We start from the raw sequence: 22,570 nt of genomic DNA, 5'->3' as shown, positions 1-22,570 counted from the left end.
ATCTTTTCGGTATTGAAGATTGTATTCAGGATTTTGTGAATAGTTGGGGGTATCGATGAAAACAATCCCTAAAAACCTACAAGATGCATTTTTCATATTCTTATCGGTGATCGGCTATCAAGCAAAGATGAATTCTGATAATTCGATGGTTTGCATCAATCCAAGAGCGCCTAAAGAACGTAGACAAATCGTGATTTGGCGCGATGGAAAAATGAATAAAGCATGCCAGTTGGTCTGGACTGATTTTTTAAATCATTGGCTATTGATAGGTAGAGAATTTATTGAGGCATTGAAGGAAAAGGTGGCGTGATGGAAGATCTATTAAATACTACTGCAAATGAAGTTGTAGAAATGAAAATTAACGGTAAAAGCTTTTTTGGTCGAAATCTAATTGTCTCAAAAAACTCGATTGTTATTGATGGCGGCACAACAATTGAAAATACACCAGATATTAGAATTGAAATCCTAGGTGGTTGCGACTCTGTTTCAACCATATCTGGTGATGTTGTTGTTCATGGGGCTGCACAAGTAATTAAAACAACATCTGGTGATGTGGAGTGTGAAAACGTGATTGGCAGTGTGTCAACTATGTCTGGTGATGTGAAGTGTGGTGATGTTCAGGGACCTATTTCCACCATGTCCGGTGATATTCGCTGTAAGAGTAAAAGTTGAGGTGGCGTGATGGATATTCAGAAAGAAAGAGAAGCGTTTGAGAGTTGGTGGGAAGGGTTTCATAACGGCCGTCAAATAGCATGTGATTATATTGAAGAAGATAATTCTTACTCGGTCGGATATGCAAATGCTCAGTGGGTGGCATGGCAAGCCAAAGCCCAAGCGGTGCATGAACAAGTTCTTGATGCTCCTGCATGTGTTGGAGGTGGTACATTCCAAAAAGGTGTTAAGTGGTCAACCGTGATTGCTGCTGCTCAACGTCACTTTAAATATACACAAAATGCTAAAAAAGCCCCATCGTTGGACATAGACCAGGTTAAAAAATTGGTGAGTGGCGATTTTGTTTTGGTGCCTAAAGAACGTCTAGCAAAAGCAGTTGATGGCATAGAGGAATTGTTTGAAGAAGATAGCCTTTTAGCCCTAGGTGAATTACTGCCGATTCAGCAGGATCTTAAGGCCATGATCGAAGCACAGGAGCCAGCCGATGACTAACGAAGAAATGGTTGAAGTCGCCAAGGATCTAACCGAAGCATTAGCGCCTCATGTCATCAGTGGCACTGGTGCAAAGATGGAACTTAATTCTGAAAGTATCAATGTTATCTATCACAGCCTTGTTGGTTTCACGAGACGCAATGAACAGCCGAACATAGATATGAAATTACCTTTTAGTGTTTTGCAAAGTTTGCGGGAGGTGTCTTAAATGGGCCGTCTAACTAAAATTGATAAAATGTCTGAATGTCAAAAAAAGGCATTGATCAAAGATTTTCGCAATGCTCCTCTGGAGGCTGAATTTACTCCAGAAACGATTGCCTTGGTTTACCATTTATCACTGGCATGGTTGCAGAAGAAAAGATGTGAAGGTGGTGGGATTCCATTCACAAAACCCACAGCAAAAACTGTTCTGTATAAAAAGGAAGATGTTTTAGAGTTTATGGACAATAATCGACTTCAACATACTGCCTAATAAAAAGCCCTCAAATGAGGGCTTTATTTTTGGATAAATTTATAAAATTCTTCAAGTCTACTTAAAGTCTACAAATCGGGTCTACAAGTAGACTCATAGTAGACGCTAGGATTATTTCGATAGACTGTGAGAAAGTTCCAAATATTGCAATGTATTGTATATATAAGGTTTTGATCGATTTAATAGAAGTGAGATATTGCGAAATATTGTAGAGAATTGCGAATTTTGAAGGAGAAATTAGAATTATGAGTCCGCTGCTCTAACCAACTGAGCTATAGGCCCTGATAAGCTGAATTTGTTATATTTCAACAAGTTCAAGCGAGGCAATACTAACGAAGATTTTTTCAAAAAACAAGCATTTTTGCTGTTACTTGCACAGTAACACAACAATTCCTAGGCATATTTTAAAAAGCGATTATTTTTACCCTAAACTCAGTTTCACCCTACTACGCACAAATTGTAAATTTTATAGCTAAAGGCCTTTATAGCAAGTGTTTGGAACAATCAAACGAGCTATGACAATATCCATATTTCACCCTAATAAATTAAGAAAAATGAACAATATTTGAGAAAATATAAAACTTTAAAAAGAGAATAATCAAGCTGCCAGTCTACACAGGCAACCTTTTAAATGAATCATGATTGAATCTTAATTTTTTTTGAAATTTAAATCATGTGAAAAAGATGAAAATCTTATACCTAAAAAGTATTACTTTAATTTTTATTTAGATTGTGAAGAAATATTTTTTTAAATCCAACTATAAAGATTTTTCCAGCTTCGACTGCAAATCACCGCTAAAGACTGCGTTCTTTTTGCTCTTCAATGCGAATTTCGATTAAAGACCATACAACAACCAGCATAAACAAACAAAATGCTAATAGAAAAGTCGAAACATACATCATTCTTTTCAATCCTCATTAAACCTAGGCCACATCGCGCCCTGTGTTTAAAAAATTTTATCTTCGACAAAAGTCTAATAGGTATTTTTTCATCTGAATAGTCACTATTTAGTCTTATTTTATATAAATTAATACATATTATATCTTTATGTTTGAAATTTAATATATAAAAGCAATTAATACACATATTTCATCCACCATATAGTGCGTATCCATTTGGTGATTTTTAATTCATTAACACTTGACTACATACAAGAACTGGCAGAAATTAGCCCACTTTCATATAGTCAAATATCCCCTACATTCATGTTAAAAAAATTTATCGGTGAATCTGCATTTAAGCTTGCAGGATGGAAATATCATGTTGAACCAGATGTACTTGAAGATAAGCAGGTTATTGTTGGATTTGAACATACATCCATGATGGATGCCGTGCTTTCACTGGCACTATTCCAGATTTATGATATAAAAATTCATACCCTGATTAAAAAAGAATTATTTAAAGGTCCCATGAAGCCTTTATTAGAAGCTATTGGGGGAATTTCTGTTGATCGAAAAGCAAATCAGGATATTGTTTCACTTATGGTTGAGCATTTTCAGCAGAATGAAAAATTCAATCTGGTGATTGCACCTGAAGCGACCCGTGCCAAAACGGGTGAATCCAGAAAGCCCATCCGTACAGGTTTTTGGTATATTGCCAAAGCTGCTGGTGTGCCTATTGTTTTAATGTATGCCAATTCGCAAACCAAAGAAGGTGGTATTTTAGGCAAGATTTATCCAACAGAAATTAATCACGACCTGGCTTTGTTAAAACAGCTTTACAGAGAAAAAGTTGGACTGGATATTGTGATCCCTGAACCTAAGAACTAGTTGCTATTTGTTTAAAAACTCAAAATCTAGCTCTTTCTAAGAAAAAAGGGCTTATGGTAGAATTTGCACAATCTGATAGGCATAAGGCCAATCTACAAGGAGCATATTTCGCATGGCGGGTCATTCCAAGTGGGCTAACACAAAGCATCGTAAAGCAAAACAAGATGCAAGCCGCGCTAAAGTATTCACAAAATTCATTCGTGAAATTGTTACAGCTGCCCGTTTAGGCGGTGGTGATGTTGCGTCTAACCCACGTTTACGTGCTGTCGTTGAAAAAGCATTAGTCGCAAATATGACACGTGATACCATCAACCGTGCAATCCAGCGCGGTGTTGGCGGTGAAGAAAATGCCGATTTAAAAGAAATCACTTATGAAGGTTATGGTGTAGGAGGTGTTGCGGTTATTATTGAAACAATGACTGATAACTTAAACCGTACTGTGCCTGATGTTCGTCACTGTTTCTCTAAAACTGATGGTAACTTAGGTACTGCTGGCTCAGTTGCTTATATGTTTACTAAACGCGGTGAGATTACTTTTGAAGATGTTTCTTTAGAAGATCAAATCATGGATGTGGCTTTAGAAGCAGGTGCTGAAGATATTGAAGTTGATGAAGATGAAATCTTGGTCATTACCACTCCGGAAAGTTTTGGTACAGTTCAAGATGCTTTAGCCGCTGCCGGTCTTAAATCTGACAATGCTGAAGTTGTAATGAACCCTTCAACTAAAGCCTTAATTTCAGATATCGATCAAGCGAAAAAAATCGTAAAAATGATTGATATGTTTGAAGATCTGGATGATGTTCAAAACGTTTATACCAACGTTGAATTCACAGAAGAAGTGTTAGCTCAATTAGATGATTAATTCTTTTTCCACATAAAAAAACGCACCTGATGGTGCGTTTTTTTATGTGCTTTAAAGGCATTTTTATATAAAACTGCTACCTAAACTATAATTTCAAACCCGGTTCAGTAAGCCACTACAATTCAATACCTTGTATTCCTTAATCACAAAACTGGAATGTAATGCAACCACATGCTCAATTTTACCGATGCGTTTTAACAGAATTTCACTATAATTTTCCATATCTTTAGCCACCACTTCAACAATAAAGTCAGCGGATTGCCCGGTCACCAAGAAAGCCTTAATCACTTCTGGAATACTTTCCAGTTCTTCTAAAAACTTGGCAAAAGTATCCGTATCATGTTTATTTAAAGACACCTGCAAGAGCACATGTAAACTGAAACCCAGCTTGGCATAGTTAATATCACGCTTTAAATGGGTCATGATATTGGCCTCAATCAGATGCTTGATCCGTCGATGAACCGAACTCACTGAGAGGTTAATACGCTCAGAAAGCTCATTCAAATTGACATCTTCATGACTCAATATTTCAAGAATCTGTTTATCAAAACGATCTAGTTCCATTTTGTACTCTTTTCAATGATCGATAGCTACGCAAAATATTACATTAGCTTTGTGATATAGCAATTATTTATTTTTCACAAAATTTTAAGATTATGAAAATATTTTCCATAAGCCTTTCCAGCTCATAAAGAAAGATCTTGATGCCTGCTTAAAGTACCCTGAGCCACTCAAAAATAAAAAAAACTCAATGGTAATTTTAATTATATACTAAAGACTTATATCGAATTTAACCCTCATCCAGTCAAGTGTCCTGCTCCGGATCATCACTCATCTTTTATATTTGAATAGAAATAGATTAAAAGGAAGATGTTCGACCAAAACCAAAAAATACAGTCATTTGATTTGCAATAATACGCGCTATAGAGTGCGTATTTTTATCGCTGGCTTTTAAACTCCACGCCAATCGACCCGTGCATTCCGTTCAGTGTGATAGATACGCAGCACATATTGTCCCAAGGGTAATGCCATTAAATGTTCTTTATACTGTCGAAATTCTTCAGATAAAGTTTCGCCCTGTTCTTTTTCCCAAGGTGTCCCGGGAATTTCCAGAATTGGTGCAAGCATCGAACAGACCGCAATATCAGCAAGGCCAAGACGTTCACCGACAAAATAACGCCCATAACTCTCTATCAATCTTGCATTTAAATTCTGGATGATATTATCCATCTGCTGTTTAGATTCGGCCACTTTGTCTGCATTTAGTTGATAGCCTTTGGAAAGTAAGGCTTTGATAAGAGGTTTGGAATATTTTTCAAACTGGCGTAAATATCCCTTTTCACCAATTAAAATATCTAAGGATTCTTCACTTTCCGACAAGGTATGGGCAAGCCCCCAACGGCGTACATGCCTACCCAGTTCGTTGGCAAGCCCATTGATTTCCAAAGCAAAGTGACGTTGTTGTAGATCGGCACGCAATAAAGAGTGTTCCGGATATACTTCATCCAGATATAAAGCTATTTCAGTCGAGTCGGCAATCCAAAGATCTTGATCACGTAAAATAGGCAATTTATTTTGCCCTGTTTTTAGCTGTGCAAAAGCACGATGTACACCTGGCACCAAATTTTGTGCGACATAATCCAATTCTTTATGATCGAGCAACCAGCGCGCTTTTTCACAAAAATGAGATAAAGGAAACTGGTATAAAATTCGCATAAAAACTCCGCTTTTATTTTTTTAGTTCTGCCAAGTCAAAACCATCTAATTCAGTCGGATACTTTAGTCACCCTATCCGGGAATTACAATGCGCTTTTTATCCAAAATATCATCTTGGTGCTAACAGTCATACGTTTTTTATTTTTATACATTTTTTTGTCTTGATTATCTTTAAAGCTGATATAAACCCGCCAGCCTCAGAAAATAAATGTTTAAAAAAATTCAAATCATGTTGTTTTTTAAACACTTAATATATGCAAAATAAATAAAAATCTAGCAGTTTTTATCTTAAACAGGATTTTTCATAAGCTTTGCAAAAGCAATTGCTTAATTTTGAATTCAATTACTTGTAGCGTTCTGATATCGATTTAAGGTGTCATTATGTCTCGTTTAATTTCTGAAAATGTTCATGTAATTGAAAACGATTTTGAAGCTATTCATGCTGCGTATCATGTCGCAGATTTTGCTTTGGAAGGTCGCAATGAACGTGATCAACAGCGTTTATTACCTTTTGCTGAAATTGATCTGTTCAGCCAGAAAGGCTTAGGTGGTATTCGTATTCCAAAGCAATTTGGTGGTGCTTTCGTTTCCAATAAAACATTGGCACATGTATTCCGCATTCTGAATAAGGCCGATTCCAGTGTGGGACAAATCCCACAAAATCAGATTGCGCTGCTGAATATGATCCAAATGATGGGTACAGAGCAGCAAAAACAGTTTATTTATCAAGAAATTTTACAAGGTAAACGCCTGTCCAATGGTGGACCGGAACGTAATACCAAAGATACCAAAACCCTGGCGACTACATTAACGTTTGAAAATGGGCGTTATTTTGTCGATGGCGAAAAATTCTATTCAACGGGCAGTAGTTTTGCGCACTGGCTCGCGATTAAAGCTATTCATCCCGAAGGTCATGTAGTACTGACTATCGTCAATGCTCAGGCTGAAGGCGTGAATGTGATTGATAACTGGAATGGTTTTGGACAGCGCACCACTTCAAGTGGCACAGTCAGACTTGAGCATGTTGAAGTTGATCCACTGCTAATTTTTGATGAACGCCTGCTTTCCAGTCAGCCCAATTACCGCGGCGCGTATTCACAGTTATTACAAGTTGCCATTGATGTCGGTATTGCTGAAGCGGCCTTTGCTGATACCGTGACGGCGGTGCATAAAGCACGCCCGATTGTCGATGCACAAGTGGAAAAAGCCAGCTTTGAACACTATACCTTGCAGGAAGTCGGCAAGTCTGCGGTGCTATTGGATGCTGCCATTTTGCTGCTTGATGAAGCAGCTGAATATCTGGATGAACTGGATCAGCTGCAATCAGTCACTGATGAACAGGCGGCCAAAGCCTCTATTTTAGTCGCTGAAGCGAAGATTTATGCCAATGATGCTGCACTGCACATTTCTGAAAAATTACTGGAACTTGGCGGTAGCCGTTCCAGTCTGAGTCAGCACAACCTGGACCAGCACTGGCGCAATGCGCGTGTACATACCCTGCATGATCCGGTGCGCTGGAAGCTACATGCGCTTGGGGATTACTACCTCAATCATACACTCCCTGCCCGCCACGCCTGGATTTAAGGATATTTGTCATGACTTCATATCAAAACATTATTTCATTTCATCCCGAACAGTTGGCGCATGCACATGTTATTCAGTCCGATGCAGAAGCGCTAGAAATTGCACGCAATCTAGCGCAACAGTTCAAAGCTGGAGCCATTCAGCGCGATGCTGAGCGCATCTTGCCTTTTGAAGAAATCGAAGCCTATAGCCAGTCTGGACTCTGGGCCATTACCGTCCCAAAACAGTATGGCGGTGCAGAAGTATCCAGTTATACCGTAGCGCAAGTGATTGCACTAATGAGTGGTATAGATGGTTCCATTGGCCAGATTCCGCAAAACCATTTTTATGGATTGGAGATTCTGCGCAATAGCGGCACCAAAGAGCAAAAACAGAAACTCTATGCTGAAGTGCTAAAAGGTGCCCGTTTTGGCAATGCTCTGGCCGAGTTTAAAACCAAAACCGCTGCACAACGCCAAACCGCGATACGCAAAACTGATCAGGGCTATGTGATTAATGGCGAAAAGTTTTATTGCACCGGCAGTTTATTTGCTCATCGCATTCCAACACTGGTGGTCGATGAACAGGATCAGCAGTTCCTGGCTTTTGTGCCGCGTGATAGCCAAGGTCTGACTTTAATCGATGACTGGAGTGGTTTCGGGCAACGTACCACAGGCAGCGGTACAGTGAAATTCAATAATGTGCAGGTGCTGGCTGAAGATGTAGTGCCGTTTGATATTGCCTATTCAGAGCCAACCATCTCCGGTCCGTTTGCTCAATTGCTGCATGCCTCTATTGAAACCGGTATTGCCCGTGCCGCCTTTGAAGAAACTTTAAACCGTGTGCGTCAGGCCCGTCCGTGGATTGATTCTGGCGTAGATCAAGCCACAGATGACCCACTGACAAAGTTCGAACTGGGACGGATTATCGCCGATGTACGTGCCTCTGAAGTGTTACTGAAACAGGCCGCCCGTTCAATTGATGCCGCCAGACCTGCACCGACCGCAGAAAATGTCGCCAAAGCATCGTTAGATGTGGCCAAAGTACGTGCACACAGTACCGAAACTGCCTTAAAAGCATCATCCAAACTGATTGAACTGGCCGGTAGCCGTGGCAGCCAGCGTGAAGATGGTCTGGACCGCTTCTGGCGCAATGCACGCGTGCACACGCTGCATGATGCTTCGCGCTGGAAATATTATTTCATAGCCAATCATATTTTAAATGGCGTATTGCCACCGCGTCGGGGGACATTGTAATGACAAAAGCATCACAATCCATATCCAAAAAAATCTTGCTAAATGCTTTTGACATGAACTGTGTCGGCCATATCAATCACGGATTATGGACCCATCCACGTGATGAATCGCAGCGTTTTAATGAGCTGAGCTACTGGACAGATTTAGCCCAGACCCTGGAACAAGGCCTGTTTGACGGCCTGTTTATTGCCGATATTACCGGGGTGTATGATGTCTATCAAAACAATATTGACCTGACTTTAAAAGAATCGATTCAATTACCAAGTCATGATCCAAGCACGCTGGTGTCTGCCATGGCAGCGGTGACGAAAAACCTAGGGTTCGGTATTACCGTCAATTTAAGTTATGAGTCTCCTTATCAGTTTGCGCGATGTTTTGCCAGTCTGGATCACCTGACCCAGGGCCGTATTGGCTGGAATATTGTCACCGGTTATCTGGACAGCGCACAGCGATTAATTGGTGAAAAAGGTCTTAAAGACCATGACCTGCGCTATGAGCAGGCCGAAGAGTTTGTACAACTTTGCTATAAATTCTGGGAAGGTTCCTGGGAAGATGATGCCGTTGTAAAAGACAAGAAAAACCGGATATTTACCGATCCTGCCAAAGTCCATCCCGTTCAGCATGATGGTCAATTTTACCAAAGCCAGGGCGTATTTCAAGTTTCCCCTTCCATTCAGCGCACCCCGGTATTATTTCAGGCAGGTGCTTCACCGCGTGGAATGGCATTTGCCACCCAGCATGCGGAAGGCATGTTTATTGGCGGTGATCAGCCTGCAAAAATCAAAAAGCAGGTCGATCAGATTCGTCAGCAAGCTACCGATCAAGGACGTCATCCTGAAGATATTAAAATCTTTGTCGGCATTACCGTGGTCACTGCGGAAACTGATGAACTGGCACAGCAAAAGCTGGATGAATATCGCTCTTATGCCAGCCCTGAAGCGGGTTTGGCCCATTTTTCCAGTTCTGTCGGCATTGACCTGTCCAAATTTGCCGATGATGAAGCGATCCCTTACCAGAAGACCAACAGTATTGCATCAGTCAACAATAAATTTAAAGAACAGCGCATCAGCAAAAATGATTTAAAAGCTCAGCATGTATTAGGTGGTCGTTATCCCCTGATTGTCGGGAGTGGTGCAACTGTAGCTGAAAAACTGATTCAGCTGATCGATGAAACCGGTATTGATGGCTTTAACCTGACCCGCACCGTTGCCCCTGAGTCACACCATGACTTTATTCGTCTGGTGATTCCTGAATTACAGCAGCGCGGCCGTTATAAAACAGCCTACGAACATGGCAGTTTAAGACACAAACTGTTTAATCAAGGCAACCGACTGTCGACCTCACACCCAGTTCAGCAATTTCGATGTCCAAGCTCCGCCTCAACTTCGAACTCCAACTTAAAGCAAAAACAATCCGCATAAATTTTGAGGTGCAACATGGCACAAACAACAAAAACCAAACTGACCATTATCGGGGTGATTATTGCCACAGTCATTATTGGACTGGTGGTCTGGAATCAACAAAAGAAATCAGCTTCTGATGAACTGGTGATTGGTATTAGTCCTTCATTTGCCAAGCCTTTACAGGTGGCAGCAGTCGAGGCCAAACAGCAAGGTCTGAATGTCAAACTGGTGGAATTTTCCGACTGGAATACCCCCAACATTACCCTGAATCACGGCGATATTGATGCCAACTTCTTCCAGCATCAACCCTTTTTAGACAATGCCAAAAAAGAAACTGACTTTAAAATCAAAGCCTTTGCCAAAGGTGCAGCCACGCATGTGGGTTTGTATTCCAAGAAAATCAAAAGCTTTAATGAGTTAAAAGATGGCGCGAAGGTCGTGGTTCCAAACGACCCTGTAAACCAAGGCCGTGCTCTACTTTTATTGCAACAGGCAAAACTGATTACCCTGAAGAATCCTGAAAATCATTTATCCAGCCTGAAAGACATCGCAAGCAATCCGAAAAAATTGCAGTTTGTTGAAGTGGAAGGTCCGCAAACCGCGCGTGCAATTGATGAGGTCGATCTGGCTTTTGGCTATCCGCACTATTTACGTCTGGCGAAAACAGCTGATCCTGAACAGGCGCTGTTATTTGACTCTAACAAGGATAACCGTTATGCCATCTTGTTTGCCGTGCGTGAGGATTACCAAGATAAAAATGACAAGCTGAAAAAATTTGTCGAGATCTATCAAAACTCGCCAAAAGTGAAACAGGCTTTGGATGCAGATTTCGGTGCCAAACTCTGGTTCCCGGGCTGGAAATAAGGGTTTAAATTATGTCTCAAGTTTCCAAACTGAATCTTAAAAAACTGCTGATTGGCCTCACTGTCGTTGTCATCATTGCAGGATTAATAACCTATCGTTATGTGCAAAACCAGCAACAGGATAATGTCCTGACGATTGGTATTAGTCCACCTTATGCGGAACTATTACAAACGGTTGCAAAAGAAGTAGAGAAAGATGGCATTCATGTCAAACTGGTAGAGTTTTCAGACTGGCAAGCACCCAATGTTGCCGTACAAAATGGCGATATTGATGCCAACTTTTTCCAGCAAAGCGTGTTTTTAAAGAATGCGGTTCAACAAACCCATTATGACCTGCATGCTTTCGGCATAGGCAGTGGCAGCCATGTCGGTTTGTATTCCAAGCAATATAAATCCTTAGATGCCTTGCCAAAAAATGCACGTGTGGTGATTCCCAGTGATCCTGTAAACTCGGCTCGTGCATTGATTTTGCTGCATCGTGCAGGCCTAATTCAAATCAAAGATATCCATAATGAGCTGTCAACCCTGCAAGATATTGTGGCCAATCCAAAACAGCTTAAATTTTTAGAAGTGGAAGGTCCGCAAACGGCTCTTGCCTATGACGATGCAGATTTGATTTTTGGTTTTCCGCATTATTTAAATATGGCGAAAAAAGCCGATCCTCACAGTGCCTTGTTTTTAGATCCGGTGGATAAGAAATATGCCATTCTTTTTGTGACCAGAAAAGATTATGTCGATCACGATAAAAAACTCGAAACCTTTGTCAAAGCTTTCCAGAATTCTGCAAAAGTAAAAACAATTTTAGACCGGGATTTTGGTACGGGCATGTGGTTTGAAGGCTGGAAATAAGGAGAATAAAATGGTGAGTTTTGGTTCACAGGTGGACTTCTCTGTTCCCCATATCAAGATCAGAAACCTGAACAAATATTATGAAGTACAGGGTCAATCGGTACATGCCTTGAAGAACATCAACCTGGATATTCCGGAAGGCAAAATTTTTGGCATTATCGGCAAAAGTGGTGCAGGTAAATCTTCATTGCTGCGTACTTTAAATGGTCTGGAGCAGATTAGTGAAGGACATATTCACATTCACCAGCAGGATCTGGCTGAACTGAAACATGCTGAACTGATTCGGTTGCGTCAGCGCATTGGCATGATCTTCCAGCACTTTAATTTAATGTCGGCCAAGACCGTTTGGGAAAATGTTGCCCTGCCGCTAAAAGTCGCCAACTATAACAAACACGAGATTGAAGCGCGGGTCAATGAAGTCCTGCAACTGGTCGGTTTGAGTGACAAGGCACACAACTATCCGTCCCAGTTATCCGGCGGACAAAAGCAGCGCGTCGGGATTGCCCGGGCGCTGGTGCATCATCCGGAAATTTTGCTGTGTGACGAAGCCACCTCTGCCCTGGACCCGGAAAGTACTTCTATGGTGCTGTCTCTGCTCAAGGAAATCAATCAGAAACTCGGCATCACCATTGTGCTGATTACTCATGAAATGCAGGTCATTCGTGAAATTTGCGATCAGGTGGTGGTGATTGAACACGGTGAAATTGTTGAAGCGGGTGAAGTCTGGTCGGTCTTTTCTAATCCACAGCAGCAGATCACTCAGGAATTGCTGAATCTGGAACAGCTGGAATTGCCTTTTGCGCTAACGCCAGAGATTATTGCCGACAGTTCACATAGCATTTTAAAACTACGTTATGCCTCTAGTGTTCAGTATTCACCAGATTTGAAAGTAATTTTTGAGCAGTTCGATCATCCAGTTCATCTCTATCAGAGTCATATCGATAGCATCCAGAACCATCTGGTCGGCAGTTTTATTGTGGCAATCCCCGATCTACATATAGATACCACACTACTCCAGCAGAAATTAAAACAGTATATTGCACAGATTGAGGTCATTGGCTATGCACGACCAGCTCATTGATTTATTACTTAGCGGCACCATTGACACCTTATTGATGGTGGGAGTATCTGCTCTAGTGGCCTTTTTTACTGGCTTGCCTATCGCTGTCATTTTAGTCAGTACTGCCGAACATGGCATCTATCCTTCCAAAAGCATCAATCAGGCTTTAGGCTGGGTGGTCAACATTACCCGTTCAGTACCGTTTTTAATTTTAATGGTGGCGCTCATTCCACTCACTCGCTGGATTGTCGGCACCAGTTATGGGGTCTGGGCCGCGGTAGTGCCTTTAACCTTGGCAGCCACACCTTTCTTTGCCCGTATTGCAGAAGTCAGTTTACGCGAGGTCGATCAGGGTTTGATTGAAGCCGCCCAAGCGATTGGTTGTAACCGCAAGCAGATTATCTGGCATGTGCTGCTACCTGAAGCGCTGCCCGGGATTGTGGCAGGCTTTACCGTGACTTTGGTGACCATGATCAACTCATCGGCAATTGCCGGTGCCATTGGTGCAGGTGGTTTAGGCGATATTGCCTACCGATATGGTTATCAGCGTTTTGACATGCAGATTATGCTGGCCGTGATTGTCGTGCTGGTGATTCTGGTCATGCTGGTGCAGGCCACGGGCGATTCCATCTCTAGCCAGCTGGATAAACGTAAAATTTAAATCCCTATCCATTTTATGAGTTTTCAACAAAGCATCCAGCCATGACCTGACTTTGTCATGGCTTTCATGTAAAATCAGCGGCAATTTTTAAATAACACGTTGTGAGTCATTTCATGGGTTTTAATTGCGGTATTGTCGGCTTGCCGAACGTTGGTAAATCTACACTTTTCAATGCATTGACTAAAGCTGCTATTGCTGCAGAAAATTTCCCGTTCTGTACCATCGAACCAAACACCGGTATCGTGCCTGTACCTGACCTGCGCATGGACAAACTTGCGGAAATCGTTAAACCACAACGCGTGCTTCCAACCACGATGGAATTCGTGGATATTGCCGGTCTGGTTGCCGGTGCATCTAAAGGTGAAGGTTTGGGTAACCAGTTCCTCGCCAACATCCGTGAAACAGATGCCATTGCACACGTGGTTCGCTGTTTTGAAGATGAAAACGTCATTCACGTGAACGGCAAAATTGATCCACTGGATGATATTGCAACCATCAATACCGAACTTGCACTGGCTGATCTGGAAACTGTGACCAAAGCGGTTACGCGTTTGGCTAAATCTGCAAAAGGTGGAGACAAAGATGCTGTTGCCACTAAAGCTGTTTTAGACAAAATTTTGCCTTTGCTAGATGAAGGCAAACCTGCACGTGCAGCCGACCTTGATGATGATGAGCGTAAACTGGTTCGTGGTTTTGGTTTAATGACTTTAAAACCAACCATGTATATTGCCAACGTGGCTGAAGATGGTTTTGAAAACAACCCGCATCTGGAAGCGGTTAAAAAATTGGCTGCTGAAGAAAATGCCATTGTGGTTCCACTGTGCAACCAGATTGAAGCTGAAATTTCATTGCTTGAAGATGAAGACCGCGCTGAATTTTTAGAAGCAATGGGCATGGAAGAACCAGGCCTGAACATCGTGATTCGTGCCGGTTACAGCCTGCTTGGCTTACAAACTTACTTTACTGCGGGTGTGCAGGAAGTTCGTGCCTGGACCGTCAAAGTCGGTGCAACTGCTCCTCAAGCAGCGGGTGTGATTCATACTGACTTCGAAAAAGGCTTTATCCGTGCGGAATGTATTGCTTATGATGACTTCGTACAATACAACGGCGAAGCTGGCGCGAAAGAAGCAGGTAAATGGCGTTTGGAAGGCAAGACTTACGTGGTTCAGGACGGTGACGTGCTGCACTTCCGTTTTAACGTTTAAGCCATTCTGACGTTTCAAAACAGCTTAAAAAGCCAGCATGATGCTGGCTTTTTTATTTAGAGCTGTTTTCAGTTCAGATTCACGGTCTTGGCATCCATTACAGCACGTTGCTTGCGTGCTTCTGCCAGCATGCGTTGCTCCAGCTCTTTTCGAAACCCGAACATAAACACCATTTCAGCCAGGACAAATAAAGGGCCGATCGCCAGACCAATCACATCATCCATAAAAGCCGGTTTTTTCTTTTCATAAAAATGACCCACAAACTGGAATATCCATCCCACCACAAAAATGCCAATGCTCACGCTTAACCAGACAGTCATATCCAGCTGTGCAATCCTGTAAGCAAATGGATAAGCAAGCGCGTAGATAAGCAACATAATCAGGCCAAAGATGCGGTCCAGACTGAGATAATACACTGTACTTGCCAGTAGTAATGCTAAAGCCAAAGTCAGCTCGACACCTGAAGTGACCACACCGGCACGTGCAGTCAGACACATGATTGAAAATACAATCAATGGAATACCCACAAAATGGGTATAAATATTTTTCTGGTCCAGATGGTATGCGGCATACTGGCTCAGTAATTGTTCTAATTTGGTCATGACCGTCTTCCTTGTTAGACTTATATTTTCATTTCACTATATAAAAAAATATCAGGACAAGTTGTCAGCTAGCCGACAACTCAGATTAAAAAGGAATAAAAATGCTCGAACCCATTTATATTAAACATTTAGAGCAGAATATCTGGTTTGCACAATTGCCTGCGCTATTTAAGGATTTTATTGTGAACTGTGCTGTGCAGCAGCGTTTTGACAAGGAACAAAGCATCTTCCATTCAGGAGATATATTTAATGGGATCTATGCTGTTTTAGAGGGTGCCGTTCGCCTGGGTTATATTGATATTGAAGGTAAAGAATCCGTAGCTGCAATTGTTGAACCGGTTATGTGGTTTGGTGAAATTTCGCTGGTGGATGCCCAGCCCCGTTCCCATGATGCGATTGCAATTCGAAAAAGCCTGATCTTACATATACCGAGTACAGCCCTGCAATCACTGCTACAACAACATCCGGTTTTTTGGTATCACATCGCACAACTGACCAGTCAAAAATTGCGCTTTGCTTTTTTGGAACTGATTTCCATTCAAACGCAAAGCCTCAGCCAGCGTTTGGCACAACGCCTGATGTTTATTTTAAATGGCTATGGCAATCATTTAAGTATTGAAAAGAATGTCATTCATTTATCCCAGGAACAACTGGCACAAATGCTGACCTGCTCCCGACAGACCATCAATCAGGAACTACAAGCGTTGGAACAGCAAAATATTTTGTGCGTATCTTTTAAGAAAATTGAAATTTTGGATGTAGCGGAACTGCATCGCATTGCGCATGCCTTTCCCAATATTTAAATCGGAAGATGAATGAAATTTTAAACCATGAAAATAATTCAGAGATGTATACCGTTGCAGGATAAGCCATTTTATGGCCAAGCATGACAAGTGAATAACTTGCCTGATGATGCATCTATTTTACACATTGTACTTATGAACGTAATTGACACACATTGACATCATCAAAACCATTGGTGCATGGCGCAACTTCATATTCATTGTCCGATGACGACTGAATGGCCTGTAACGGCTCTGCAGCTGTGGAAACACTACTCAAAGCGCTTAGAACAACCACCACACTTATTGATAAAAACACTTTATTCAACATCATTATCACTCCTAACCGTTATTAAAGTTAAATAAATTTTGAATTAAATTGAATTTTTCATCATAAAAACACACATTATTATACATATTTTATCATTTTAAGATAATTCTATATATTTATCAGATTATCGTTTTATTCTCTTACTCATTCTTTAAAACTATAACCAAAAGAAAACACCATGACATTTAAGGCATAAAAAACGAGGCCTTTGCCCCGTTTTTATTTTCTTTAAACCCCAACCTTTTTCGGATCGGTATTGCCCAGCTGTGGATGCTCAATCGCATCTTTACATTGCTGTTTATCACGTTCGTAATCGGCCTGCTTCTGGGCCACTGAGCTGGATTGATCCATCGTCTCACGCGCCCAGATTTCCAGACTGGTCAAGGCTTTACGACAGAGTGCATATTTACCTTCAGTCACGGAATCAGTCATTTTGACATTAATGCGCCAATCCGTGCTGAGCTTGCGTGCAGGTTTACGGACCTGTTCTTCCAATACATCCAGTTTTTTGGCATAGACCAAACCATCCACCTGATTAATGAATTTCCAGGCTTCGTTGGCATAAGTGGTGGCATCATTGGTCAGCTTGGGTGCCGGCTTAATTTCAGGTTTTTCAGTATTCTTGCTGTCATTTCCACAAGCCTGTAGCAAAACACTACTGCATAATAAAGAAACAATCAGCATTCCACGCGTCTTCAACATCCTCATATCAGGCTCGCTTAGATAAACAATTCGGCACTATGCTAGTGAATTCGAGTACAATACTCAATCATCATTTGACCTGTTGTTCAACTCTCCCGCAAAGGTGTGTCGTGTCTGAGCACAAAATCCCTCCAGTTCAAGCTGCCGGCTTTTGGCAAGGTGCTAAAGACAGCCAAGCCATTATTTTTACTTATCTTCCTGTTTCATTTGCTTTTGGTGTTTCGGCCAGCCAGTTCGGTTTTAGCTCTTGGGAAGCACTATTTCTATCCTGCTCCATGTATGCCGGTGCCAGCCAGTTTCTGGTCGTGGCTTTACTGGGTAGTGGTACATCCATCTGGATGACTGCCCTCACTGTGATTGCTTTAGATATTCGTCATGTACTTTACGGTCCGGCCCTACAAAACCTGATTCAGGACAAGCTGAATTTAAAGAAAACTGCCGTCTGGGCTTGGGGCCTGACCGATGAAGTGTTTGCCTCGGGCATGATTAAACTCTCGCAACGACGTCAGGAATGGTCAGAGTCCTGGATGCTGGGCTTAAGCCTGTTTAGCTGGATGTCCTGGGCTTTAGGTTCATTTTTAGGCGGCCTGTTTGCCGACCAGGTCAGTGCCTTACCGCAGTTTTTACAAGCCGCGCTGGATTTCTTGCTGCCGGCCTTATTCCTCAGCTTCCTGCTCGCTGCCTTTGAAAAGAAACATACCTTTATTGTCACGGTCTGTTTAATTGTTTCCGCGATTGCCTGCTATTTCATTAATTTGTCAGCAGCCATTTTTATTGGCATCTTATCCGGTATTCTGGCAGGTTTATTTAAACATTATGTTTTAAAACAGCATGATGATGTATTGGGAGAAACCCATGAATCTTGAAATTATTCTGGTCGGGATCATTGTCGGCATTGCCAATTTTGCTTCGCGTTTTGGTCCTTTTTATGTCATTCAAAAACATCAGCAAAATTCTCAAAAGCGTGGCTCAGTCTGGATCAGAATAGCTTTAGGCAGTATTGGCATCGCCGCGATCAGTTCCATGCTGGTGGTGGCAACTCTTCCCCCCTTGATGGAAAGCCCCAATAAAAGCTTCGCCATGCTTGTAGGTTTCCTGACCTTAACCGGGCTATATTTTAAGTTTAAGAAGATTGTCCCGGCGACTTTAACCGCCGCCTTGACCTATGGTTTGATTTACACCTATATGCCCGTTTCCTTCTAAGTGTTTTAAAAATCTCCTCTTTTTAAAGGGGAGATTTTGAAGGGATTAAAATTAAAGCTAGAGATCACTTTATAAATAAAATTGTTGGACAATATCATTATTTTATGTGAATCCGGGCTTAATTCACCAATCAGTTCTGCTATGCTAAAAGTCCATAAAATCAAGCATGGATGATTTACATGAGCGTGACTATTGGTACTCCCCTTCAAGCTTCTGCCTTTAAAGTTTTGTTATTAGGTTCAGGAGAGCTAGGTAAAGAAGTGGTGATTTCTCTGCAACGTTTAGGTGTAGAAGTTCATGCAGCAGACCGTTATGACCATGCTCCTGCGATGCAAGTTGCGCATTATGCTTATACCTTGAATATGGCAGATGCCGAAGAACTCAAACAACTGATTGACAAAATCAAACCCAATCTGATTGTGCCCGAAATTGAAGCCATCGCAACTCAGGTTCTGGTTGAAATCGAACAACAAAATATTGCCACCGTGATTCCTTCAGCAAAAGCCGTCAACCTGACCATGAACCGTGAAGGCATTCGCCGTCTGGCAGCAGAAGAACTGGGCTTGCCGACCTCAGCTTACCGTTTTGCCGACTCGATTGAATCATTCCGTGCCGCCTGTGATGACATTGGCTATCCCAACTTTGTTAAACCGGTAATGTCTTCTTCCGGTAAGGGACAATCACGAGTTAAGAGCTTTGATGAAGTCGATGCGGCCTGGGAATATGCGCAAACCGGTGGCAGGGTCAATCAGGGTAAAGTGATTGTGGAATCACAAATCGATTTCGACTTTGAAATTACCTTGCTCACAGTTCGTGCCAAAAATGCTGAAACAGGCGAAATTGAAACCCAATACTGCGACGCGATTGGACACCGTCAGGACTCTGGCGATTATGTCGAGAGCTGGCAACCTCAGGCCATGACTCCGGTGGCTTTAGAAGAAGCTAAGCGCATTGCACATAAGGTCACGGCTGCTTTAGGGGGCTGCGGTATTTTCGGCGTGGAACTGTTTGTCAAAGGCGATAAAGTATGGTTTAGTGAAGTATCTCCACGTCCGCATGACACAGGGCTTGTTACCCTTGCATCGCAATTCCAGAGCGAATTTGAATTACATGCACGTGCCATTTTAGGTCTGCCAGTAAGTACATCTCGTCATAGTGTTGCAGCCAGTGCCGTCATTTATGCAGGCGTTGATGATCGCAATTTGTCTTTTTCTGGCTTAAATCTTGCTTTAGCCAACCCAAACACCGATTTACGCCTTTTTGGTAAACCCGAAGGTTTTAAACGTCGTCGTATGGGGGTCGCAACTGCACGTGCTGAAACAACAGATCAGGCACGTAAACTTGCACTAGAGACGGCGTCTCAAGTCAGTGTTCAACAAAACTAAACTTGTAACCTTATTAACGGACCACTGTTCATGATCAATACTTCTCCACTGCTGAATTACGTTAAAAGTAACCATGACATTCAGGCGATCAATCAATGGCGCACCGATGTTGAAAATCAGCTTCAGGAAAGTTTTGAAAATGGACAGTCCATCCGGGAAATTATCCTGGCCCGCTCCCATTTGATTGATGAAGCCCTTGAGTTTCTCTGGAGACATGCTGAACTTGACCAGACCGATCTGGGTCTGTTTGCCGTGGGTGGTTATGGTCGTCGGGAAATGTTGCCTTATTCCGATGTCGATATCATGATTTTATCGGAAGATGATATTACTGCCGAGCAGGAAAAACTGATTTCTACTTTTATCTCCTCGCTTTGGGATGTCGGTAATTTCAAACCCGGTATTAGTGTACGCACCATTTACGAATGTGTGGAACAGGCCACTAATGATTTGACCGTCGCGACTGCGCTGATTGAATCGCGTTTAATTAGTGGTAACCGGCATTTGGCGAAATGGCCACGCCGTATTGTTTCACAAACCTGGACCGATAAAACCTTTTTTGATGCCAAAATGGATGAGCAGGCAAAGCGCTATGCTCAGCATAACAATACCGAAAGCAATCTGGAACCGGACATTAAAAATGCGCCGGGAGGCATCCGCGATATCAACCAGATTGGCTGGATTGCCAAACGTCACTTCCGGGTCAACCGTATTTATGACCTGGTACATTTAGGCTTTATTTCAGAGTTCGAACTGGGTGTGCTAGAAGAAGCTGAAAGCTTTCTATGGGAAATCCGTCATCATCTGCACCGCCTTACCAAACGCGATGAAAACCGCTTGTTATTCGATTATCAGCGTGATATTGCGGCCCTGTTTGGCTATACACGTGAAGAAGATAAATCACCGAATTATCCGATTGAACAATTCATGAAACGTTATTATCGTAGCGCACAGCAGGTATCCACATTAAATGAAATGCTGCTGGCTTACTTTAATGAATCTGTGATTACCCCACGTTTGCCCAACTACGAACGTAAAATTGAAGAAATTAACGAAAATTTCAAACTGGTCGATGGCAAACTGGCGGTACAGCATCATAAAATTTTCTCGGAACGTCCCAGTGCAATCCTGGAAATCTTCTATTTATTGGCAAATCGCCCTGAAATTGAAGGCATCCGTGCCCGCACTTTACGTCTGCTCACCCTTGCAGCCAAACGCATCAATCAAGATTATCGCGATAACTCCGAACACCAAGCCCTGTTTATGGCGATCATCCGTTCACCGCATCGCCTGTATGATACGCTGGTGGCGATGAAACGTTATGGCGTGCTCGGCAATTACATTCCAGCCTTTGGGCAAATTATGGGACTGATGCAATATGATCTGTTCCACATCTATACCGTAGATGCTCATACCCTGTTATTGCTGCGTAATTTAAACCGCTTTAAAGAACCTGAATTTGCCAAAGATTTCCCGGTGGTCAGTTCAGTGTTCCAACGCCTTCGCCGTCGCGACATTGTTTATCTGGCAGCCCTGTTCCATGACATCGCCAAAGGCCGTGGCGGTGATCATAGTGAACTGGGTGCAGAAGATGCGATTGCATTCTGCCGGAAACATGGTTTTACCGAACGTGAATGTAATTTGGTGGCCTGGCTGATTCAAAGTCATTTACTGATGTCCATGACTGCACAGAAAAAAGATATTTCCGATCCGGATGTAGTTCAAGATTTTGCTGAAAAACTCGGTGATATGGAGCATCTGGATTATCTGTATACCTTAACTGTTGCAGATATTAACGCGACCAATCCCAAACTCTGGAATACCTGGCGTGCTTCCTTAATGCGTCAACTTTATACCCATGCACGTGATGTGATTCGTACCGGTCTTGGACATCCGGTGGATTATCAAATGCTGATTGAAGACACCAAATTTGCTGCCAGTGAATTATTGGTCAATGACTTCTCTCTGGCCGATGTCGAAAAAGTCTGGCAAGAACTGGGCGATGAATATTTTATTAAAGAATCAGCCGATGAAATTGCCTGGCATACCCGTGCCATATTGCAGCATGGCAACAACACCGAACCTCTGGTCTTGATGCGTGCCCATCGCCAGTCGGCACAAGATGCGGTACAGATCTTTATTTACACTCAGGATCAACCGAATCTATTTGCCACCACCGTTGCCATTTTGGACCGGATGAATCTGGACGTTCAGGATGCACGGATTATCACCGCATCAACGGCCTTTAGTCTGGACACCTATGTGGTTTTAGATCGTTTTGGTACCTTGCTGACCGACCCTGAGCGTGAACAGACGGTTATTGATGCTTTGGTCAAGGCGTTAAGCGAGTCAGATAAATACCCGGGCTTAATGCAACGTCGTATTCCACGCCAATTACGCCATTTTGATATTGAAAATACCGTGGATATCACCCTGAATGCCGCTTTACAGCAAAACATGGTTGAAATTGCAACGCTCGACCATCCGGGTTTACTTGCTAAAGTAGGTGGTTTATTTATGATGCAGGGTTTAGATATTCATTCTGCTAGAATTGCTACCTTGGGTGAGCGTGCAGAAGATATTTTCTTTGTCACCAAAAAAGATGGTAAGCCAATGACTGATTCAGAAGCTGAAATTTTTGCTGCCCAATTGAAGTCAGCTCTGGATGAAGCCTCAAGTCTAGTCTCTGGTCACCACTAACTTAAATTTACGCGGTATCGATTT

The 22,570-nt window shown here is 42.3% G+C and carries 25 protein-coding genes; 20 read left to right on the top strand and 5 right to left on the bottom strand.

All coding sequences use genetic code 11. The annotated features are described in order from the left end of the window. The first annotated feature begins 55 nt into the window (after positions 1 to 55). The 7 genes from ABJ384_RS05665 to ABJ384_RS05635 all read left to right on the top strand — a co-directional run bounded on the left by ABJ384_RS05665 (position 56) and on the right by ABJ384_RS05635 (position 4,268). The gene (locus tag ABJ384_RS05665; protein ID WP_349929416.1) at positions 56 to 310 is read left to right on the top strand and encodes a hypothetical protein; all 255 of its coding nucleotides are present in this window, start codon (positions 56 to 58) and stop codon (positions 308 to 310) included. After that, positions 310 to 672 (top strand): hypothetical protein, encoded by a 363-nt coding sequence (locus ABJ384_RS05660; RefSeq protein WP_349929414.1) that lies wholly within the window; start codon positions 310 to 312, stop codon positions 670 to 672. The genes ABJ384_RS05665 and ABJ384_RS05660 overlap by 1 nt, the downstream gene beginning before the upstream one ends. A gap of 9 nt (positions 673 to 681) precedes the next feature. Next, a complete protein-coding gene (locus ABJ384_RS05655) occupies positions 682 to 1,164 on the top strand; it encodes a hypothetical protein (RefSeq protein WP_349929413.1) in 483 nt (160 codons plus the stop codon). After that, complete coding sequence (locus tag ABJ384_RS05650) at positions 1,157 to 1,372, top strand: hypothetical protein (protein ID WP_349929412.1); 216 nt, start codon at positions 1,157 to 1,159, stop codon at positions 1,370 to 1,372. Before ABJ384_RS05655 ends, ABJ384_RS05650 begins: the two co-directional genes overlap by 8 nt. Then, on the top strand, positions 1,373 to 1,636 hold the full coding sequence (locus ABJ384_RS05645) for a DNA-binding protein (RefSeq protein WP_349929411.1): 264 nt from the start codon (positions 1,373 to 1,375) through the stop codon (positions 1,634 to 1,636). A gap of 1,206 nt (positions 1,637 to 2,842) precedes the next feature. After that, on the top strand, positions 2,843 to 3,406 hold the full coding sequence (locus ABJ384_RS05640) for a 1-acyl-sn-glycerol-3-phosphate acyltransferase (protein WP_086195139.1): 564 nt from the start codon (positions 2,843 to 2,845) through the stop codon (positions 3,404 to 3,406). Positions 3,407 to 3,518: 112 nt separating this feature from the next. Then, positions 3,519 to 4,268, top strand: a complete 750-nt coding sequence (locus ABJ384_RS05635; RefSeq protein ID WP_086195054.1) for a YebC/PmpR family DNA-binding transcriptional regulator — start codon at positions 3,519 to 3,521, stop codon at positions 4,266 to 4,268. Positions 4,269 to 4,361: 93 nt separating this feature from the next. Here ABJ384_RS05635 and ABJ384_RS05630 read toward each other — a convergent pair whose 3' ends face one another. Next, on the bottom strand, positions 4,362 to 4,832 hold the full coding sequence (locus ABJ384_RS05630) for an Lrp/AsnC family transcriptional regulator (RefSeq protein WP_086195053.1): 471 nt from the start codon (positions 4,830 to 4,832) through the stop codon (positions 4,362 to 4,364). 387 nt (positions 4,833 to 5,219) lie between these two features. Further along, the gene (locus ABJ384_RS05625) at positions 5,220 to 5,984 is read right to left on the bottom strand and encodes a glutathione S-transferase family protein (RefSeq protein ID WP_349929409.1); all 765 of its coding nucleotides are present in this window, start codon (positions 5,982 to 5,984) and stop codon (positions 5,220 to 5,222) included. Between the two features lie 381 nt (positions 5,985 to 6,365). Here ABJ384_RS05625 and ABJ384_RS05620 point away from each other — a divergent pair, with 381 nt between their 5' ends. The 8 genes from ABJ384_RS05620 (at position 6,366) to ychF (ending at position 14,844) form a co-directional block, all read left to right on the top strand. Further along, the gene (locus tag ABJ384_RS05620; protein ID WP_349929407.1) at positions 6,366 to 7,568 is read left to right on the top strand and encodes an SfnB family sulfur acquisition oxidoreductase; all 1,203 of its coding nucleotides are present in this window, start codon (positions 6,366 to 6,368) and stop codon (positions 7,566 to 7,568) included. Positions 7,569 to 7,579: 11 nt separating this feature from the next. Continuing rightward, positions 7,580 to 8,803, top strand: a complete 1,224-nt coding sequence (locus ABJ384_RS05615; RefSeq protein WP_349929405.1) for an SfnB family sulfur acquisition oxidoreductase — start codon at positions 7,580 to 7,582, stop codon at positions 8,801 to 8,803. Next, positions 8,803 to 10,224: an LLM class flavin-dependent oxidoreductase gene (locus tag ABJ384_RS05610; protein WP_349929404.1), complete on the top strand. Its 1,422-nt coding sequence runs from the start codon at positions 8,803 to 8,805 to the stop codon at positions 10,222 to 10,224. The genes ABJ384_RS05615 and ABJ384_RS05610 overlap by 1 nt, the downstream gene beginning before the upstream one ends. 15 nt (positions 10,225 to 10,239) lie before the next feature. Next, positions 10,240 to 11,070 (top strand): MetQ/NlpA family ABC transporter substrate-binding protein, encoded by an 831-nt coding sequence (locus tag ABJ384_RS05605; protein ID WP_349929402.1) that lies wholly within the window; start codon positions 10,240 to 10,242, stop codon positions 11,068 to 11,070. An 11-nt stretch (positions 11,071 to 11,081) separates the two neighbouring features. Next, the gene (locus ABJ384_RS05600; protein WP_349929400.1) at positions 11,082 to 11,918 is read left to right on the top strand and encodes a MetQ/NlpA family ABC transporter substrate-binding protein; all 837 of its coding nucleotides are present in this window, start codon (positions 11,082 to 11,084) and stop codon (positions 11,916 to 11,918) included. Positions 11,919 to 11,928: 10 nt separating this feature from the next. Continuing rightward, positions 11,929 to 12,999 (top strand): ATP-binding cassette domain-containing protein, encoded by a 1,071-nt coding sequence (locus ABJ384_RS05595; protein ID WP_349929398.1) that lies wholly within the window; start codon positions 11,929 to 11,931, stop codon positions 12,997 to 12,999. Then, positions 12,980 to 13,639, top strand: a complete 660-nt coding sequence (locus ABJ384_RS05590; protein WP_349929396.1) for a methionine ABC transporter permease — start codon at positions 12,980 to 12,982, stop codon at positions 13,637 to 13,639. Before ABJ384_RS05595 ends, ABJ384_RS05590 begins: the two co-directional genes overlap by 20 nt. A 113-nt stretch (positions 13,640 to 13,752) precedes the next feature. Continuing rightward, the gene (ychF, locus tag ABJ384_RS05585; protein WP_349929394.1) at positions 13,753 to 14,844 is read left to right on the top strand and encodes a redox-regulated ATPase YchF; all 1,092 of its coding nucleotides are present in this window, start codon (positions 13,753 to 13,755) and stop codon (positions 14,842 to 14,844) included. Between the two features lie 68 nt (positions 14,845 to 14,912). Here the strand turns inward: ychF and ABJ384_RS05580 are convergent, their stop codons facing one another. After that, a complete protein-coding gene (locus ABJ384_RS05580) occupies positions 14,913 to 15,446 on the bottom strand; it encodes an Mpo1-like protein (protein ID WP_349929392.1) in 534 nt (177 codons plus the stop codon). Positions 15,447 to 15,547: 101 nt separating this feature from the next. Between ABJ384_RS05580 and ABJ384_RS05575 the strand changes: the two genes are divergently transcribed. Further along, positions 15,548 to 16,249, top strand: coding sequence for a Crp/Fnr family transcriptional regulator (locus ABJ384_RS05575; RefSeq protein WP_349929390.1), 702 nt, complete (start codon positions 15,548 to 15,550; stop codon positions 16,247 to 16,249). Positions 16,250 to 16,382: 133 nt separating this feature from the next. On the opposite strand, the gene ABJ384_RS05570 is transcribed toward ABJ384_RS05575, so the two are convergent. Both ABJ384_RS05570 and ABJ384_RS05565 read right to left on the bottom strand, forming a co-directional pair. Continuing rightward, the gene (locus tag ABJ384_RS05570; RefSeq protein WP_349929388.1) at positions 16,383 to 16,562 is read right to left on the bottom strand and encodes a hypothetical protein; all 180 of its coding nucleotides are present in this window, start codon (positions 16,560 to 16,562) and stop codon (positions 16,383 to 16,385) included. Positions 16,563 to 16,787: 225 nt separating this feature from the next. After that, a complete protein-coding gene (locus ABJ384_RS05565) occupies positions 16,788 to 17,267 on the bottom strand; it encodes a hypothetical protein (protein ID WP_180043515.1) in 480 nt (159 codons plus the stop codon). A gap of 104 nt (positions 17,268 to 17,371) precedes the next feature. On the opposite strand from ABJ384_RS05565, the gene ABJ384_RS05560 reads away from it, so the two are divergent. From ABJ384_RS05560 to glnD, 4 genes are all read left to right on the top strand, one after another. Beyond that, positions 17,372 to 18,127, top strand: coding sequence for an AzlC family ABC transporter permease (locus ABJ384_RS05560; RefSeq protein ID WP_166170271.1), 756 nt, complete (start codon positions 17,372 to 17,374; stop codon positions 18,125 to 18,127). After that, on the top strand, positions 18,117 to 18,464 hold the full coding sequence (gene ygaH, locus ABJ384_RS05555) for an L-valine transporter subunit YgaH (RefSeq protein WP_166170269.1): 348 nt from the start codon (positions 18,117 to 18,119) through the stop codon (positions 18,462 to 18,464). Before ABJ384_RS05560 ends, ygaH begins: the two co-directional genes overlap by 11 nt. Before the next feature lie 170 nt (positions 18,465 to 18,634). Then, positions 18,635 to 19,849, top strand: a complete 1,215-nt coding sequence (purT, locus tag ABJ384_RS05550) for a formate-dependent phosphoribosylglycinamide formyltransferase (RefSeq protein ID WP_349929385.1) — start codon at positions 18,635 to 18,637, stop codon at positions 19,847 to 19,849. A 30-nt stretch (positions 19,850 to 19,879) separates the two neighbouring features. Continuing rightward, positions 19,880 to 22,546 carry a [protein-PII] uridylyltransferase gene (gene glnD, locus ABJ384_RS05545; protein ID WP_349929383.1) on the top strand — a complete coding sequence of 889 codons (2,667 nt, stop codon included), beginning with the start codon at positions 19,880 to 19,882 and terminating at the stop codon, positions 22,544 to 22,546. The last annotated feature ends 24 nt before the right edge of the window (positions 22,547 to 22,570 follow it).

The organism is Acinetobacter sp. A1-4-2 (assembly GCF_040233925.1).
Lineage (GTDB): Bacteria > Pseudomonadota > Gammaproteobacteria > Pseudomonadales > Moraxellaceae > Acinetobacter.
Note: the sequence above shows the minus strand (reverse complement) of the source record. Positions and strands in the feature narration are given on the sequence as shown.